We start from the raw sequence: 16398 nt of genomic DNA on the forward strand, positions 1-16398 counted from the left end.
TTTGACCTGAAGGTCTTATACCCACTACATGTTAACATTAGACGAAATACAACTTCCTATAAAAGAACATCTCAAACGCTTTGAAAAGACCTTCAAGGCTTCTATGCAGAGTTCCGCCCCGCTATTAGATCGTATTACACGTTATATTATTAAGCAGAAGGGAAAACAGATGCGACCTATGTTTGTTTTCTTTTCAGCTGGATTGACCGGAGGTATTACCGAATCCACCTATCATGGTGCCTCGTTGGTAGAATTACTTCATACTGCTTCCTTGGTACATGATGATGTAGTGGACAATTCCAATGAGAGACGTGGTTTTTTCTCGATCAATGCCTTATGGAAGAACAAGGTTGCTGTATTGGTCGGCGATTTTTTGCTTTCCAAGGGTTTATTGTTATCGGTAAAGCATAAGGAACATGATCTGTTGCGCCTAGCCTCGGAAGCCGTGGAGCAAATGAGCGAGGGAGAATTGCTGCAGATTGAGAAAGCAAGGCATCTGGATATTGAAGAGGGTATCTATTATGATATTATCCGTAAAAAAACGGCTTCTTTGATTGCTTCCTGTTGTGCCATCGGTGCTTCATCAGCTGGAGCAGATGCAGAAACCATTGAAAAGCTACGATTGTTCGGAGAAAAGGTTGGAATAGCTTTCCAAATCAAGGATGATCTGTTTGATTTTGGTTTGGATGATGTCGGAAAGCCGGTTGGTAACGATATCAAGGAAAAGAAAATGACCTTGCCTTTGATCCATGCCCTTTCTGTTGTTGATAAGGCGCAGAAAAGGAAGATCATCAACTTAGTGAAGCATCATAATGAAGATGCGCAAAAAGTGGCTGAAGTCATCAATTTCGTCAAGATCAACGGTGGATTGGACTACGCTACGGAGCAAATGCTGAAATATCAGCAGGAAGCTTTTGATATCTTAGATACCATCCCGAACGGCGGAGAATATAAATTAGGATTAGAACAATTAGTACGTTACACTACAGAAAGAAAAAAATAGAATATGAGCCACGAAGCACTTTTTATGATCGGATTTATAATATTTATAATTCTGATGCTAGCGATAGATTTAGGTCTATTTTCCAAAAGTGACAAACCAGTATCGTTAAAAGTTGCAGCCATCATGAGTGCCATCTGGGTAACCTTTGCCCTCTTGTTTGGCTTGCTCCTGTACTATTGGGGAAATGAACTCCACAATGTTCATGACATGGCTCGACTCAAGGAAGTCGTCGCAAACCATTTCCATAACATTACCATCAATGAAAACGACCTAGCGGGCAGTATTCATATCTACAACAAGAACCTGACCCTGGAATACCTGACCGGTTATGTGGTTGAGTATGCCCTTTCCGTTGACAATATTTTTGTAATGGTTCTTTTGTTCAGTTCATTTGGTATTCCTGAGAAATACTACCATAAAGTATTGGTTTGGGGTATCCTAGGTGCGATTATCATGCGTTGTATCTTTATTTTCGTAGGTGCAGCCTTGATCACCAAATTTGGATGGATCCTTTATGTATTCGGTGCATTTCTGGTTTATACTGGATTTAACATGTACATCAACCGTAACAAAGAGGAAGAGGTTGATCCGGAGAACCACCCTGTGGTAAAATTTGCATCAAAACACTTTAAAGTAACCCATAAGTTAGACCAAGGAAGGTTCTTCCATATTGAAAATGGCGAAAAATACATGACTCCTCTGTTCTTGGTCCTTTTGGTGATCGAGTTTACCGATTTGATCTTTGCAGTTGACTCGATCCCTGCGATCTTCTCGGTAACGAAAGACCCTTATATTGTATTCTTCTCCAATATCTTTGCGATTCTGGGATTAAGGTCAATGTTCTTCCTATTGGTAAACATTATCCACAAGTTCCATTATTTGAAAGTTGGATTAGCATTCCTGTTGATCTTCATCGGTCTGAAAATGTTGTTGCACAGTTACCTGAAAGAATGGGGCTTTACGACATCGCATTCCCTGATCGTCATTATAGGCATATTAGCACTAAGTATCATTGCATCCCTTGCCTTTCCGAAGAAGCAAGATTTTGATAAAGCATAAAGATTTTAGAAACGGGCTGATGATAACACCAGCCCGTTTCTTTTTATAGCAGGCTAATCTTAATCGTATTGAAATATTTGTGCTAATATTTTTACAAAATCTACCCTTGTTCGCGGTTAATAATTAATAAATTCGTGCACAATTAAAAAAACACACAAATCATATGAATTGGAGTAAATCTATTCTAATTGCAGCAGCGTTCTTTGCTGCTACACAAGTACAAGCTCAAGACAATCTAATAAATGCCCTAAAAGGAAATGCAAGCGACAATAGCAAGGAAGGGTTTAAATTCACAGAAGTTATCAACTTAGGAAGGACTTCTATTAAAGATCAGGGATCATCAGGCACCTGTTGGTCATACTCAGGAAACTCATTCCTGGAGTCAGAAATGATCCGTATGGGCAAAGATCCTGTTGAAATCTCCCAATTGTATACAGCGCGCAATACTTATGTTGAAAAAGCGAAGAACTTCGTCCGTTTACATGGAGAGCAAGCACAAGGAGATGGTGGACAATTGCATGATGTATTGACGATCTTCAGAAAATATGGTGCTGTACCTTATGATGTATATACAGGATTGCCAGAAGGACAATCAAGAAATAACTTCAGTGAAATGAGTCCGATCTTGCAATCCATCACGGAGACAGTTGCAAAAAGCAAGAAACCTTCAAAAAACTGGATGAGCGCATTTACCGGTGCCATGGACTCTTACTTAGGGGAAGTGCCTGAATCATTCCAATACAAAGGAAAAACATATACGCCAAGAACATTTGCTGACCAAGTAATCGGCATCAATCCTGACGACTATGTAGGGATCTCTTCATTTGAAGAACATGCCTACTATAAACCATTTGTCCTATTGATTCCAGACAACTGGTCATTTGAGAGTTTTTACAATGTTAAGATCAATGATCTAACTGATATCATCGACAAAGCTTTAGAAAAAGGATTCACTGTAGCTTGGGCTACCGATGTTTCTGAGAAAACATTCAGCTGGAAGAACGGTGTAGCTTTCGTACCGGAGAAACCGATTGAGAAGATGAGCAAAGAAGAAGTAGATCAATTGTTCAATGGACCTAAAGCAGAACCAGCTATCACTGCAGACCAAAGACAAGAGGCTTTTGACAACTACGAAACGACTGATGACCACGGTATGCATATCGTAGGAAAAGTGAAGGATCAAAACGGAAAAGAATATTATATCGTGAAGAACTCATGGGGAGTTTCCAATGATTACCAAGGATACCTTTACGCAACAAAAGAATTTGTTCGCTACAAAACAATTTCTTTATTGGTTCATAAGAAAGCATTGGATAAAAACATGCAGAAACAATTAGGTATTTAATCCTAAATAAAATATCAAAAGTCCCGATAAAAATCGGGACTTTTTCATTTAAATAATTAACTTAGTTTTTACAATTCCACAATATGTAATAAACACTGATTATGAAAAAGTTAATATTATTGTTATTCACTCTCCCATTTTTGGCAATCGGCCAAGAGAAAGGGATTTCCTTTGAGCACAATACGACTTGGGCCAAAGTGAAAGAAAAAGCCAAAGCAGAGAACAAGCATATATTTGTTGATGCCTTTACGACATGGTGTGGACCATGTAAATGGATGGCTGCCAATATTTTTCCTCAAGAAAAGGTAGGCACCTTCTTTAATGAGAATTTTGTGAACCTGAAAATCCAAATGGATGAAACTCCAGCGGACAATGAGGATGTTAAATCATGGCGCGAAGAAGCTAAACGCTTTGCAAAGGATTATAAAGTGGCGGCATACCCTACCTTCCTGATCTTCAGTCCGGATGGGGAATTGGTACACCGCATCGTTGGTGGTGGTGAAGCTGACCAATTCATTGCAGCGGCAAAAGAAGGTCTAGATCCAAACACGCAATACGAAACATTGGTTAAGAAATTCAATGAAAAGCCCAATGATAAAGCTACCGCTAAATCAATGGCTGCAGCAGCAGTAAAGGCTTATGACCGAGAATTGACCGCCAAAGCTGTTGAAAGTGTTATCAACAACTCTACTGCAGCGGAATTGATGGAAGATGACGTTTTGAAATTGATCAGCAAAAACGTGGGTAAACCAGGATCTAAAGCATTCAATACCCTTTTGGAAAACAAAGAGAAAGTTGATGCTAAATTAGGCGCTGGAAAAACAGACCAAATCCTTTCGGTTTCCATTATCAATTCAGAGATAGCTCCAGTGGTGATGAAATCTGAAACCGATATCTTTGACAAAACGGTAGAGGAAGTGAGCAAAAAGTATCCAACGATTTCTTTAACGAATTCGATTGCCAGCTTCAAACCTAACTACTATGCCAGAAAGCAAAATTGGCCAGCATTCAGGGATGCTGTTCAAGCCTATATCAACCTTGACCCTTCTAAAGTAAATGCATCACAATTGAATTCATTTGCTTGGGCCATATTTGAGAACTGTGATGATCCTTCCTGTGTAGAATCGGCTTTAGCATGGAGCAAGAAATCCCTTGAAGAAGCAAATGATCCAGCATTAATGGATACTTATGCCAACCTATTGCACAAAGTAGGAAAAACAAAAGAAGCTATCGAATGGCAGGAGAAAGCTATTGCTGCAGTGGATGAAGGCAGCAAGGCTGAATACCAAGCCACTTTGGAGAAAATGAAAAAAGGTGAACCTACTTGGGTGAAATAAATCTGTTAAGAACACAGACCTTATGCCCCCTATCCAACTCATTATGAGGCGGAAGATATTTTAATTTAGGAAAAGAAGCTATCTAAAACAGATAGCTTCTTTTTTTGATATACGCATTTTTTAAGCATCATAACGAAATTCAAATAGCAAATATTTCCCTTTGCTAAATAATCTTTCTACATTTGTTGCATATCCCATTATTACCAAGATGCTATGAAATTTACACTTAACTTTAAGAATTCCCTGCTAATTATTCTCCCGTTATTATTTAGCTATTCCTGTACCAAGGATCCCATTGAACCAGAAGACAAGGAGGATCCCGATAAGCCCATGGTTTATAAGTTTGATCGATTGGAACTAGTGAATGCCAAATTGTATGTCGGTTCCAAGGAAGGGGCTGTAGATAAATCTGAAGGCTTCGATCCAAACACTTATTTTACGACCTCTTTTGGGAAAGAAAGCAAACTTTCCTATTTCAAATATGATTCATTGATGGTACGAAGAGATACATTGACTGAATTTCCAAATGAATATGAGAGTAATGTCTTTGGATTCAAAGTCGGTGAAAAGGACTCCTTGTTCCGATGGAATATTTATGCTGATTTTTGGCAATACTATGGTACTTACCCAAGTACCAAGGAAGAAATCATTTATGAAAGCAATTATAGTCGCTTGATTAAAAAACGAAAAGATTTCTCTTTCAATCTGGATAATCGGAGTGAAGGACTTGTTTCTGACAAGGATTTCTTTTGGGGAAATACCTATCATTTCCCGAGCAAGGATGATATGACCGAATCCTCGGATACCCTTGCCTATGCCAACGTGAAGTACTATTATAAATTGATTAAAAAGTAGGGCATCATCGCCTAATAAAAAGAGGCTCGGAAACAATTCCGAGCCTCTTTCATTTATTTAACTTCTTTATAGCCCTGCTTCATGTTCTGGAACATAAAGGACCATTTATCGGTCTGTTCAGCAATGACCATCGCAGTTGACTTTCCTGCTCCATGGCCAGCTTTTGTATCAATCCTGATCAATACCGGATTGGTTCCTTTGTTATATTCCTGTAGCCTTGCTGCAAACTTGAAGGAATGCGCTGGTACAACACGGTCATCATGATCGGCTGTGGTGACCATCGTTGCTGGATAGTCTGTCCCTGCCTTTAAAGCGTGATATGGAGAATATTTCAACAGGTAATTGAACATTTCAGCATTATCATCAGCCGTTCCATAATCAAATGCCCATCCTGCACCAGCTGTAAATTTATGATAACGCAACATATCCAAGACGCCTACCGCTGGAAATGCCACTTTGTAAAGCTCTGGTCTTTGTGTCATACATGCACCAACCAAAAGACCACCGTTGGAGCCGCCTGAAATTGCCAGTTTCTCCGATGAGGTGTATTTTTCGCTGATCAGGTATTCTGCAGCGGCAATAAAATCATCAAAAACATTCTGCTTTTTGAGCTTCGTCCCTGCAAGGTGCCAATTCTCGCCATATTCGCCACCACCACGAAGGTTAGCAACTGCATAGACGCCGCCTTGTTCCAATAGGATGACATTGCTCACACTGAAGGAAGGTGTCAAGGAGATATTAAAGCCTCCATAACCATATAACATGGTCGGATTAGTCCCATCCAATTTAATTCCCTTTTTATAGGTGATGATCATTGGGACTTTGGTTCCGTCTTTGGACGTGTAGAACACCTGCTTGGATTCGTATTTGGTTGGGTCAAATTGAACCTCAGGTTTCTTGTAAATCTCTGATTTCCCTGATGCAATCTCGTATTTATAGATCGTACCGGGGTTAACATAGTTCGTGAAAGAATAATAAAGATCATTCTCTTCTTTCTTTGCACTAAATCCACCTGCAGAACCTACTCCTGGCAATTCTATATCGTGTTCAAATTTACCTGCTCTATCGTATTGCTTCACCTGGGTCGTCGCATCCTTTAGATAGCTGGCAAATATTTTACCCCCTCCAATTGATGGACTCAAGACTTGATCCGTTTCAGCAATCAGGTCTTTCCAAGCATCTGGGGTTGGAGTAGCGATATCTGTTTGCACAATGCGGCCATTCGGTGCATTTAATTCGGTATAGATCAAGAGACGATCGCCATCATTGTCCAGGACATAGTGGTTTTTCTCCATATTGTTTACTACGGTGACAAATGGAGACTCAGGTTTTGAAAGGTCTTTGATATAAAGTTCGTTTCCTGAAGTTGAGTTGGCAGCCGTAACGACCAGGAAGCGTTCATCTTCCGTCAGCCCAGCACCAATATACCTTCTCGGTGTTTTCGGTCCGCCAAAGACAAGCTCATCCGTATTTTGAGGAGTATTTAATTTATGGAAGAACAATTTATGTTGGTCTGTCATGGCAGATAATGCAGAGCCTTCCTTTGGTTTGTCATAAGAGCTATAGTAGATCCCTTCATTACCTTTCCAGGCCATTCCACTGAACTTTACATTCATCAGGGTATCACCAACAATGGATTTATCTTCCGCATTAAGGATAATGACCTTGGTCCAATCGGAACCTCCTTCAGAGATCTGATAAGAAACCAAGGACCCATCTTTACTAAAGGACAGTCCCGCTAATGAGGTTGTGCCATCTGAGGAAAGTTTATTAGGATCCAAGAAGATTTCTTCCTTACCATCATCACCTTTTTTGCGATATAGCACACTTTGATTTTGCAATCCATCATTTTTGAAAAAATAGATATAGTCACCGGATCTGAAAGGTGCAGATACCTTTTCATAGTCCCATAGATGCTCTAAACGTTTTCTGATCTGTTCACGGAAAGGGATTTGGCTTAAGTAGTCTTCAGTTACTTCATTTTCTTCTTTCACCCAGTTTTTGGTTTCTTGGGAAAGATCATCTTCCAACCAACGGTATGGGTCTTCGACTTCAGTTCCAAAGAAAATGTCTTTTTGTTCTATCTTTTGGGTTTTGGGGTAGGGTTTCACGCTAATGTCTGCTTTTGATTCAATTACTTTTTCTTGTTGGCAAGCTGTCAGTCCAACAGCAAGGATGCCAATACTTAAATATTTCATCATATTGATCGTACAATTAGTTCAGCACAAAACTAATGAAATAATTTGCAAGTCAAATCCCCTGCAACTTGTAAACTATGCGTAACGAGAGTTTCAATGATAAAATGGTTAATAAAATGATTTTGGATAGCAAGGAAATCAGGGCACCTGTTGTTCAAACTTTTTTCATTTCTCTCCCATCCTGCCTATTCCCTTCATAATATTGGTTTTAATTCCATTAAACCAAATATTACCCTGTCTTGATAATCCGTAATTATTATGCTAGTTTTGACCTGAATGAGTCCAGGCAACAAAATATATTTTGCATCAGATTTCCACTTAGGTTCCTATCCGATGGATCAGTCCAAGGTTAGGGAACAGCATATTATTTCATGGCTGGACTTCATCAAGACCGATGCTGCAGAGCTCTATTTAGTTGGGGACATCTTTGACTTTTGGTTCGAATACAGCACGGTTGTACCAAAAGGCTATATCCGTTTCTTGGGCAAACTGGCTGAATTAGCCGATCTAGGCATCAAAATCACGCTATTTAAGGGCAACCACGATATGTGGATGTTCGGATACCTGAAAGATGAACTGAAAGCGGAAATCATATCCAATGAGAAAGTCATCAACCTCAATGGAAAGTCCGTTTATATCCACCACGGCGACGGATTGGGCCCTGGTGACGCGAAATACAAATTCCTCAAGAAAATATTCCGAAGCTCACTCTGCCAATGGCTGTTTGCCAGACTACATCCTAATCTCGGAATCGGGATTGCACAGCGCTGGTCCAAACATAGCCGTATTTCCAATAATGCCGAAGAAAAATTCCTTGGAGAAGAGAATGAGTGGCTGATTGTTTATGCCAAGGAAATCCTCGAGAAACAGCATTATGACTTATTCATCTTTGGACATCGTCATCTACCCTATGATATTCAATTGAAAAACAGCAGCCGAATCATTAACCTAGGCGAATGGATCAACTACCATACCTATGCTGTTTGGGACGGGCAAGAAATTAAACTTGAAAAATGGAATTCAGAGAAATAGCAAACTCGATCTACCCGATGAATGATGAACAGTTTTCCTTATTGGAAAGCATCTGTGAACTGATTGAAGTCCCCAAGAACAGCACCGTAATCTATGCTGATAAAACCAGCCCCTTTCTCTATTTCCAGAAAGAAGGGATCTGTAGGATCTATTATCATAAAATAGAAAAGGAAATCATCCTTGGTTTTACCTTTCCCGGTGAGGTCCTGATGTCCCTGAATAGCTATATCCATCAGCAACCCGGCTATGAGACCATCCAAACATTAGAAAAATCTCAATTATACCGTCTCTCCATTCAAAAGCTACAGGAGCTTTACCAAAACCATACCTCCATCAGCAATTGGGGCCGCCGCTTAGCCGAACTTGAAGCCTTAAAAATTGAAGAAAGGTTGATGCTACGCCTTTTCAGGTCTTCTTATGAGAGTTACGAGGAACTCTTAAAAAAGGCTCCAAACATCACCAACCGGATTAAATTAGGCTATATTGCCTCCTATCTAGGGATCTCCCAAGTTACATTGAGCCGTATACGCGGCATAAAAAGATAAATTTTTAACAATTGTAAAAAGAAATGGTTAAATTAAAATAGACCTTTGCGCCATTAAAAAAACACAGCAATGAATTGGATAATATTAATAATTGGTGGTTTATTTGAAGTCGCCTTCACCTATTGTATCGGCCGCGCCAAAGATGCCACTGGAACCGAAATGTACCTTTGGTACCTGGGCTTTCTGATCAGTGTGACCATCAGTATGGGTTTGTTGATCAAAGCTACCAGTACCCTACCTTTAGGAACTGCCTATGCGGTTTGGTCCGGAATCGGTGCTGTAGGTACCGTTTTAATGGGTATTTTCTTCTTTAAAGAACCTACCGATTTCTGGCGCATCTTCTTTATTATCACTTTAATTGGGTCAATTGTTGGGCTAAAAGCAGTTTCTTCGCATTAGTATCTTTAAAAGCGCATAAAAATCTTTATTTTTGTCGATTAATTACCGTGTATGGTCTTCAAACGCCCTGCGGTAAAGCAAGATGTAATTTATGTTAGAGAAACTACAAGCCATAAAAGAGCGCTGGGAAGAAGTTGAAAGAGAGTTAAGCAATCCCGATACCATCAGCGACATGAAGCGCTTTGCAAAGTTGAACAAGGAATACAAAGACTTGGGCAAAATTGTTGAGCAATACCATATTTACAAAAATATGGTCAGCAATATCGACACCAACAAGGATATCCTAGCCAACGAGAAAGATCAGGAACTGAGAGAGATGGCCAAGGAGGAACTGGATATCTTATATACGGAGAAAGAGGAAAAAGAAGAGGAAATCCGCTTAATGTTGATCCCTAAGGATCCAGAAGATGCTAAAAACGCCATCATCGAGATCCGTGGCGGTACAGGCGGTGATGAGGCAGCATTGTTTGCAGGAGATCTTTACCGTATGTACACTCGTTTCTTTGAAACCAAAGGCTGGAGAAACGAAGTAATGGACGTGACGGAAGGAACTTCAGGCGGTTACAAAGAGGTAATCTTGAAAGTAATCGGTGAGGATGTCTACGGACAATTGAAATATGAATCAGGCGTTCACCGTGTTCAACGTGTTCCAGACACAGAAACACAGGGTCGTGTGCATACTTCTGCAGCTTCGGTAGCCGTTTTACCAGAAGCAGAAGAGGTCGATGTGGAATTGAATCCAGGCGATATCGAGATGCAGACATCAAGATCAGGTGGTGCTGGTGGACAGAACGTGAACAAGGTAGAAACCAAAGTTCAGTTAACCCACAAACCATCGGGTATCGTAGTTGTTTGTCAGGTAGAGCGTTCGCAGTTAGCGAACCGTGAATTAGCCATGGAGATGCTACGAAACAAGCTTTATGAACTAGAAGTACAGAAGAAACACGGAGATATTGCGGCAAAACGTAAAACCATGGTATCCACTGGTGACCGTTCGGCAAAGATCCGTACCTACAACTATCCACAAGGCCGTGTAACGGAACACCGCATCGGATTGACGATGTACAACCTGCCGGCAATTATGGACGGTGATATTCAAGACATTATAGATGCATTGCAGTTTGCCGAGAATGCAGAAAAGATGAAAGAAGGCGCCGTAGAGTAAGATTTTTCAAAAATTTATTAGCAGATATAGAAATAAACACTATATTTGCACACCTTCTGAAAAGAAGGAAAAAGGTCTGGTAGTTCAGCTGGTTAGAATACATGCCTGTCACGCATGGGGTCGCGGGTTCGAGTCCCGTCCAGACCGCAAACAAAAAGAGAAGCGAAGCTTCAAGGAGTTCTTTTTTTAATTTTAAGAGATTTTAGGTCTGGTAGTTCAGCTGGTTAGAATACATGCCTGTCACGCATGGGGTCGCGGGTTCGAGTCCCGTCCAGACCGCCAAAAAAATCAAAAGGTATCATGAAATCCATGATACCTTTTTTGTTTTGTGCCAATTCCTTCCTTAACCTCCATGTAATTCATACTGCAAAGCTCCCGAAGGGCAACGATCAATCTGCTTGATCAACTCCTGCGTACTTGCATGTTCAGGCTTAACCCAAGGACGGTCCCCAGGATCATACACCCTTGGCAAGGCATTGATACATACCGCCGAATGAATACATTTCTTAGGCCGCCATAACACCGTTATCTCTCCATTAGGATGCTTATAGCGAATAATTTTTTCTTCCATGATCTTCTTTCTCCTATTTTAATGAGAAACAAGCTACTCATGCTTTTGTTTATAAAAACCATCCTGGAAGAAGGCCAGAAATTACCTCATTCGATTTCATCGTGCGCAAATTGAACCTTAAAGTATGTGAATAGAAACTTATTGAAATATTTGTTTATTTTTAATCTAAATTATAACCTTAATCTTATGGAAAATCCACAAACTCCGATTGAAAGTGGCGGTAACAACACCATCAATGATGGTAAAAACATTGCCATAATTGCCTATTTAACAATCATTGGTCTTATAATTGCCTTTGTATTGAACAATGAAAAACGGAATGATTTCGCAACATACCATATCCGTCAATCATTGGGCATATTTTTGACATTATTCGTTTCCGGTGTAATGAGCTATATTCCATTTATAGGATGGATCATATCAGCCGTAACGGCGTTATTGATGATTATCTTATGGATTATCGGGATCATCAATGCAGCCAATGGCAACAAGAAACCGGTTCCTTTGTTGGGTGAGTATTACAACAATCTATTTGCGGGGATTTAAGCCCCATGAACCAAATAAATGAAAGACACCCCCGACAGGCAGGTGTCTTTTAGTTTGTCATTCCTTCAAATTTTTAAAAAATGTCAATAGATTATAAATTGGATTGATATTCCATAAAAATTCTCTTACGTTTGGAAACGAAATCACAAATAATAAAATTTTTAACAAATCTTGGGTTACTATTTGAAAATTAGGGTATTAATAAGTGAGTAAAATAAGACAAATATTACCAAAGACCCGTGAGGACAAGGAATTGCTGGAAGGTTTACGAAAAGGAGACAACTCAGTGATTTCAGAAATCTATAAAACCTGCTATCCTTCCGTATCCCACCTTATTACCGGAAACAAAGGAACGGAGGATGAAGCCAAAGATATTTTTCAGGAAGCGGTCATGGTATTGTACGATAAAGTTACTCATGAGAATTTCGAGCTCAGCAGTAAGTTAAGTACGTTCCTATATGCAGTATGTAGGAGATTGTGGTTAAAGCAACTGAACAAAAGGGAAAACAGCATGGGCACTTCTGACTCCGACGGATTAGAAATTGCCGATGTGGAAAGCGACATCCAGAGCCATATCGAGAAAGAAAATGACTTCTCTAAAATGGACAGCGCAATGAGCCAACTGGGTGAACCCTGCCAAACGATCTTAAAAGATTTCTACATCAGGAACAAGTCGATGAACGAAATCTGCGAAAAGTTTGGATACACTAATACTGACAACGCGAAAACTCAGAAATATAAATGTTTACAACGATTGAAGAAGCTTTTCTTTGATCAAAAATCTGATTAGTAAAAGTTGAAATGAGACAGCAAGAATTTTTAGAATTGGCAGACCGCTACCTCAACGGCCAGATGGATCCTAAAGAAAAGGAATCATTTGAACTGTTGTGCGATCAAGACCCAGATTTGAATGCGCTTTTTCTATCGCATGCAGAATTCGTGCAGACCATGAAGCGCCATGAAGCGCGTGCAGAGTTTAAAAGTCAATTGGAAAAAACCATCCAAGAACAGCCTACCGAAACTATTGTGGTTCGTTTGTGGAAGAAATTAAAGATCAATGCCGTGGCAGCTGCTGCTGTCGCCGTTCTTTCTTCTTTAGCTACGCTGTATTCCACTGGATATTTCTCAACGCTCCGTAGAGCCAACTCGGACTACAGCGCCCTTAAAAGAGAGATAAATAGCGTTAAACGAAACGTCAATGCTCACCACAATGCCATCAGGAACATCAACAAGGAAAGCAATGCTCCGCAGGATGCCCTTCAATATGGTGCAACTGGTTTTATGCTGACCAAAGATGGCTACGTAGTAACGAATTTTCACGTCGTGAGTGGAGCTGACTCCATCCACCTACAAAACAATAAAGGCGATTCCTATAAGGCTTCCATTATCTTCGTGGATTCTGAGAAGGACTTAGCTATCCTGCATATTTCAGACTCAAACTTTATCGCTCAATCGGCAAATATCCCATATACGTTCAGAAGACAGAACACCGAACTTGGTGAAGGTATCTACACTATCGGTTATCCAAGGGATGAAGCTGTATATGGCGAGGGCTACTTGAGTTCCTCAACAGGTTACAGCGGTGATACCACAGCTTATCAAATCTCTGTACCCGTAAACCCGGGTAACAGTGGGGGCCCAGTCCTAGATAAGAACGGAAATATCATCGGTATTATCTCCGGTAAACAGAAAGGACTCGATGGAGCAGCTTTTGCGATCAAAACCAAGGCTCTGATCGAAACATTGAACCGTATCCCAGAAGAATCCCTGAAAGGGAACATCGTTCTGAACAATAAAAATAGCCTATCAAATTTACCTCGTACCGAGCAGATCAAAAAGTTGCAAGACTTTATCTACATGGTCAAGGTCTATTAAAAATAAATTGGACTTTTGTATGAAGCAAGGTGTTACAATCATGTAGCACCTTGTCTGTTTTTATACCTACCCACCCCAACAAAAATTATATCCCTTTGATTTTAAATATCTTATTCATTATATTTAATAAAAAAACAAAGTGAATATGCGGACCTTTTGGACCTATTTTTTCATCTTTCTAGCATTGGCAATCTTTGTACAGGTTTTTCAATTCTTGTCATCACACAGCGCTTTTGAGCTCGACTATGGAGCTATCTTAAAGCAACTATGCCTCGTGACCCTTATTGCTCTGATCACTTCGTATATCGTACCTAGAAAAAAGAAAAATCCATTTAAAGAAAAAGCCAACTAACTAGAGTTGGCCTTATACATGATCCTATCCAGATAAACCGGATGGGCTTATTTGTTTGGTTGCGGAGTCGTCCTCAAGTAAGGTTTGATCTCCTTATATCCTTTCGGGAACTTCGCTGGAATATCCTCAGTCTTGATCGCTGGAACAACGATTACATCCTCACCATCTTTCCAATCCGCTGGAGTTGCTACCTGATAGTCAGCAGTAAGCTGCAAGGAATCAATCACGCGCAAGATCTCATCAAAATTCCTTCCTGTTGAAGCTGGGTAAGTCAAGGTAAGTTTCACCTTCTTATCTGGTCCGATCACAAATACCGAACGCACTGTAGCTGTCGCAGAAGCATTTGGATGGATCATATCGTACAGCTCGGCCACATGTCTGTCCTCATCTGCAATGATAGGAAAATTTACCTGTGTATTCTGTGTCTCATTGATATCCTTTACCCAATCATTATGGTCCTCAACGGAGTCAACGCTCAATGCCAACACCTTTACATTACGTTTGTCGAACTCGGATTTCAATTTTGCCGTACGACCTAATTCAGTGGTACATACCGGTGTATAATCTGAAGGGTGTGAATACAGGACAGCCCATTTGCCGTCTATATAATCATAGAAATTTATATCACCCTCTGTTGTTTTGGCTTGAAAGTTTGGTGCATCATCACCTAATCTTAAACTCATATCTATTAATGTTTATAATGAACGAAATTGTTTACTCTATCAATATAGTAGATTTTATTGTAAATCGCAATACAGCTCTCTAATTTCAGACGTTTCTTACAATCATTTTACTTTTATGCTACACAACTAGATAACACTCAAGGCAGAACAAAGGTTTATCAGGAAAAAATATTTTCCATCCTCACTGATAATATTTTGGTTTTTATTATGCTTGCATAATAAAATATAATTATATTTGAGATAACCTTATAAGCAAAGAGATGAATTTCGAACTATCAGAAGAACATAAAATGATCCGCGAAGCTGCCCGAGAATTTGCTCAGGAGCTTAAACCCGGTGTAATTGAAAGGGATGAACTGGCCAAGTTCCCGACCGAGTTTGTCAAAAAAATGGGCGAACTGGGTTTCATGGGCATCATGACGCCAGAACAATATGGCGGTGCAGGAATGGACACGCTCGCTTATGTTTTGGCTCTCGAAGAGATAGCCAAGATAGATGCCTCTGCGGCAGTGATCATGTCGGCCCACAATTCCCTGGTCCTATTCGGACTGAACGAGTTCGGAACCGAGGAACAAAAGCAGAAATACCTCAAGCCCTTGGCTTCCGGAGAAAAACTAGGCGCTTTTGCCCTATCCGAACCAGAGGCAGGCTCTGATGCCTCCTCTCAGCATACCATGGCAGAAGACAAAGGTGACCATTACTTACTGAACGGTACAAAAAACTGGATTACCAATGGTGGTAATGCAGATATCTATATTGTTATTGCCCAAACCCACCCTGAATTAGGACACCGCGGAATCAATGCACTCATTGTCGAAAAAGGCACTCCAGGTTTTACCATTGGCCCAAAAGAAAATAAGTTGGGAATCCGCAGCTCGGATACCCATTCCCTCATGTTCTCCGATGTCAAGGTTCCAAAAGAGAACCGCATCGGTGAGGATGGATTCGGATTCAAGTTTGCCATGAAAACCTTGGATGGAGGACGGATCGGTATTGCTGCACAGGCTTTAGGCATTGCTGCTGGGGCATATGACCTTGCATTGGCCTATTCTAAGGAAAGAAAGACCTTCGGCAAGCCTATTTCAGACCATCAGGCTATTCAGTTCAAATTAGCAGATATGGAAGTGGATATTGAAGCAGCAAGGTTACTGACCTATAAAGCTGCCTGGACCAAGGATCAAGGTCTTCCTTATGGAAAGATCGCCGCCATGGCCAAATTGAACACTTCCGAAGTAGCGATGAAGCATACCGTGGAAGCTGTACAGATCCATGGTGGTTATGGCTATGTGAAAGAGTACCATGTAGAGCGACTGATGCGTGATGCCAAGATTACGCAGATCTATGAAGGAACCTCTGAAATCCAGCGCTTGGTCATTGCAAGAGAAGTATTGAGATAAGAAACGGGTATAATTATTAATAAATCAAAGTGTAAC

16 protein-coding genes and 2 tRNA genes are annotated in these 16398 nt (G+C 40.4%); 15 read left to right on the forward strand and 3 right to left on the reverse strand.

The genetic code is table 11. The annotated features are described in order from the left end of the window. The first annotated feature begins 28 nt into the window (after window positions 1-28). From RT138_RS11115 to RT138_RS11135, 5 genes are all read left to right on the forward strand, one after another. Complete coding sequence (locus RT138_RS11115; protein WP_313190738.1) at window positions 29-1003, forward strand: polyprenyl synthetase family protein; 975 nt, start codon at window positions 29-31, stop codon at window positions 1001-1003. 24 nt (window positions 1004-1027) lie between these two features. Beyond that, window positions 1028-2062 carry a TerC family protein gene (locus tag RT138_RS11120; protein ID WP_308214526.1) on the forward strand — a complete coding sequence of 345 codons (1035 nt, stop codon included), beginning with the start codon at window positions 1028-1030 and terminating at the stop codon, window positions 2060-2062. A gap of 163 nt (window positions 2063-2225) precedes the next feature. Beyond that, window positions 2226-3407 (forward strand): aminopeptidase C, encoded by a 1182-nt coding sequence (locus RT138_RS11125; protein ID WP_185211366.1) that lies wholly within the window; start codon window positions 2226-2228, stop codon window positions 3405-3407. A 101-nt stretch (window positions 3408-3508) separates the two neighbouring features. Beyond that, the gene (locus tag RT138_RS11130) at window positions 3509-4744 is read left to right on the forward strand and encodes a thioredoxin fold domain-containing protein (RefSeq protein ID WP_313190739.1); all 1236 of its coding nucleotides are present in this window, start codon (window positions 3509-3511) and stop codon (window positions 4742-4744) included. A 213-nt stretch (window positions 4745-4957) separates the two neighbouring features. Further along, window positions 4958-5599 carry a hypothetical protein gene (locus RT138_RS11135; RefSeq protein ID WP_313190740.1) on the forward strand — a complete coding sequence of 214 codons (642 nt, stop codon included), beginning with the start codon at window positions 4958-4960 and terminating at the stop codon, window positions 5597-5599. A gap of 53 nt (window positions 5600-5652) precedes the next feature. On the opposite strand, the gene RT138_RS11140 is transcribed toward RT138_RS11135, so the two are convergent. After that, on the reverse strand, window positions 5653-7800 hold the full coding sequence (locus RT138_RS11140) for a prolyl oligopeptidase family serine peptidase (RefSeq protein ID WP_313190741.1): 2148 nt from the start codon (window positions 7798-7800) through the stop codon (window positions 5653-5655). A gap of 273 nt (window positions 7801-8073) precedes the next feature. Here RT138_RS11140 and RT138_RS11145 point away from each other — a divergent pair, with 273 nt between their 5' ends. The 6 genes from RT138_RS11145 to RT138_RS11170 all read left to right on the forward strand — a co-directional run bounded on the left by RT138_RS11145 (window position 8074) and on the right by RT138_RS11170 (window position 11220). Then, window positions 8074-8829: a UDP-2,3-diacylglucosamine diphosphatase gene (locus tag RT138_RS11145; protein WP_313190742.1), complete on the forward strand. Its 756-nt coding sequence runs from the start codon at window positions 8074-8076 to the stop codon at window positions 8827-8829. After that, window positions 8811-9374 (forward strand): Crp/Fnr family transcriptional regulator, encoded by a 564-nt coding sequence (locus tag RT138_RS11150; protein ID WP_313190743.1) that lies wholly within the window; start codon window positions 8811-8813, stop codon window positions 9372-9374. The genes RT138_RS11145 and RT138_RS11150 overlap by 19 nt, the downstream gene beginning before the upstream one ends. 69 nt (window positions 9375-9443) lie before the next feature. Continuing rightward, on the forward strand, window positions 9444-9773 hold the full coding sequence (locus tag RT138_RS11155) for a DMT family transporter (protein WP_185211371.1): 330 nt from the start codon (window positions 9444-9446) through the stop codon (window positions 9771-9773). Between the two features lie 91 nt (window positions 9774-9864). After that, complete coding sequence (gene prfA / locus RT138_RS11160) at window positions 9865-10938, forward strand: peptide chain release factor 1 (RefSeq protein ID WP_093100683.1); 1074 nt, start codon at window positions 9865-9867, stop codon at window positions 10936-10938. Between the two features lie 73 nt (window positions 10939-11011). Further along, window positions 11012-11085 (forward strand) — tRNA-Asp (locus tag RT138_RS11165). Window positions 11086-11143: 58 nt separating this feature from the next. Then, window positions 11144-11220: transfer RNA gene (locus RT138_RS11170), tRNA-Asp, on the forward strand. Window positions 11221-11281: 61 nt separating this feature from the next. Here the strand turns inward: RT138_RS11170 and RT138_RS11175 are convergent. Next, entirely contained in the window at window positions 11282-11509 is a 228-nt protein-coding gene (locus RT138_RS11175) for a (4Fe-4S)-binding protein (RefSeq protein WP_313190744.1), read from the reverse strand. Between the two features lie 186 nt (window positions 11510-11695). Here RT138_RS11175 and RT138_RS11180 point away from each other — a divergent pair, with 186 nt between their 5' ends. The 3 genes from RT138_RS11180 to RT138_RS11190 all read left to right on the forward strand — a co-directional run bounded on the left by RT138_RS11180 (window position 11696) and on the right by RT138_RS11190 (window position 13930). Continuing rightward, window positions 11696-12055, forward strand: coding sequence for a DUF4870 domain-containing protein (locus tag RT138_RS11180; protein WP_313190745.1), 360 nt, complete (start codon window positions 11696-11698; stop codon window positions 12053-12055). A gap of 205 nt (window positions 12056-12260) precedes the next feature. Then, complete coding sequence (locus RT138_RS11185) at window positions 12261-12845, forward strand: RNA polymerase sigma factor (protein WP_185211374.1); 585 nt, start codon at window positions 12261-12263, stop codon at window positions 12843-12845. Between the two features lie 11 nt (window positions 12846-12856). Beyond that, a complete protein-coding gene (locus tag RT138_RS11190) occupies window positions 12857-13930 on the forward strand; it encodes a serine protease (RefSeq protein ID WP_313190746.1) in 1074 nt (357 codons plus the stop codon). A 399-nt stretch (window positions 13931-14329) separates the two neighbouring features. Here RT138_RS11190 and RT138_RS11195 read toward each other — a convergent pair whose 3' ends face one another. Beyond that, window positions 14330-14965, reverse strand: a complete 636-nt coding sequence (locus RT138_RS11195) for a peroxiredoxin (RefSeq protein ID WP_313190747.1) — start codon at window positions 14963-14965, stop codon at window positions 14330-14332. A 260-nt stretch (window positions 14966-15225) separates the two neighbouring features. On the opposite strand from RT138_RS11195, the gene RT138_RS11200 reads away from it, so the two are divergent. Continuing rightward, complete coding sequence (locus tag RT138_RS11200) at window positions 15226-16362, forward strand: acyl-CoA dehydrogenase (RefSeq protein ID WP_313190748.1); 1137 nt, start codon at window positions 15226-15228, stop codon at window positions 16360-16362. The last annotated feature ends 36 nt before the right edge of the window (window positions 16363-16398 follow it).

The organism is Sphingobacterium sp. (genome assembly GCF_032065005.1).
GTDB lineage: Bacteria > Bacteroidota > Bacteroidia > Sphingobacteriales > Sphingobacteriaceae > Sphingobacterium.